General features: G+C 69.2%; 1 protein-coding gene. It reads left to right on the plus strand.

The features are described 5' to 3' along the window. The first annotated feature begins 311 nt into the window (after positions 1-311). Positions 312-1,007, plus strand: a complete 696-nt coding sequence (locus ACWER9_RS31855) for a hypothetical protein (protein WP_452305325.1) — start codon at positions 312-314, stop codon at positions 1,005-1,007. The last annotated feature ends 116 nt before the right edge of the window (positions 1,008-1,123 follow it).

The following is a 1,123-nucleotide window of genomic DNA, read 5'->3' on the forward strand; positions in this document are numbered from 1 at the left end:
GCGGCGGGCCGGATCGTCGAGGTGTGGAGCTGCAACGAGTTGTTCCAGTTGCTGCAACAACTCGGCGTCGGGGCGCGTTGTCCGGTGATCCACTCGGGTTCCTGGAAGCCGGGGGTTCCGAGCGCCCCGACACCGCGCCTTCCTGAAACACGAGTTGACCAAGGCGTCACCCGTCCGGTGGAGGCCACCCGTTCCGCCCGTTCTCGTGTTTGCCCTGCTCCTACGCTTCGCCGGAGGTGGGCGCGGGCAGGGCGTCGGCCACTTTCGACACCGGCGGAGGGTCGATGGCTTCGAGGCGTACACCTCGGGTTGTGGTTGCGGCGGTAGCCGGGGCCTTGTTCGCGCTCGGGGTGGTCGCGCCCGGCCCGGCGGCGGCCCCGCTGCCCCGCGCGGCCCAGGCCGACGGCGACGGCACCCGCGTGCCGACCGAGCCGCGCCCGCCGCAGTTGCCGCCGGACTTCCAGGGCACCGGCCGGTACGTCGTGCGCGACCTCGGCATCGACGTGCCGTTCGCCTGGCAGGGCCGCGACGGCAACAGTCAGATGATCGCGGGCGGCCCGGACCACCCGATCTGGTTCACCAACCTGATCTACGAGAACACGCTCTACACGCTCACCTACAAGTGGCCGAACATCCCGCTGTTCCCGCCGCGCGCGTGCAGCAAGGTCCCGGGGTTCTTCAACCGGCAGATCTTCAACGACAAGCTGAAGACCGCGCGTTTCGTGGGGCCGGAGATCCTGCAGGGGGAGAAGGACCGGCACGTCGACCACTGGCGCGTTGGCGTCGTCGGCGGTTCCACGGTGCCGGGCGAGTTCTTCCGGTTCCCGCTGGCGCTCGGTGACATCTACGTCGACAGGCACGACCCGACCCGGTGGTGGCAGGTGCTCCAGTTCGGTCTGCAGAACCTCTTCGACCCGGAGCTGGACGAGTGGTTCACCATGGACACCTTCGACCATCGCCCCGGCCAGGTCACACTCCCCGACCGCTGCCCACCCCCCACGTCCTGACCCACCCGCCCAGCCCGGGTTGATCATAGCGACCGGGCGGACTCGTCTACACGCTGATGGACCGGCACGACTTCGTCATCGACCCGTTGCCGAACCTGCTGTTCACCCGCGACTCG

Source organism: Micromonospora sp. NPDC003944 (genome assembly GCF_053605225.1).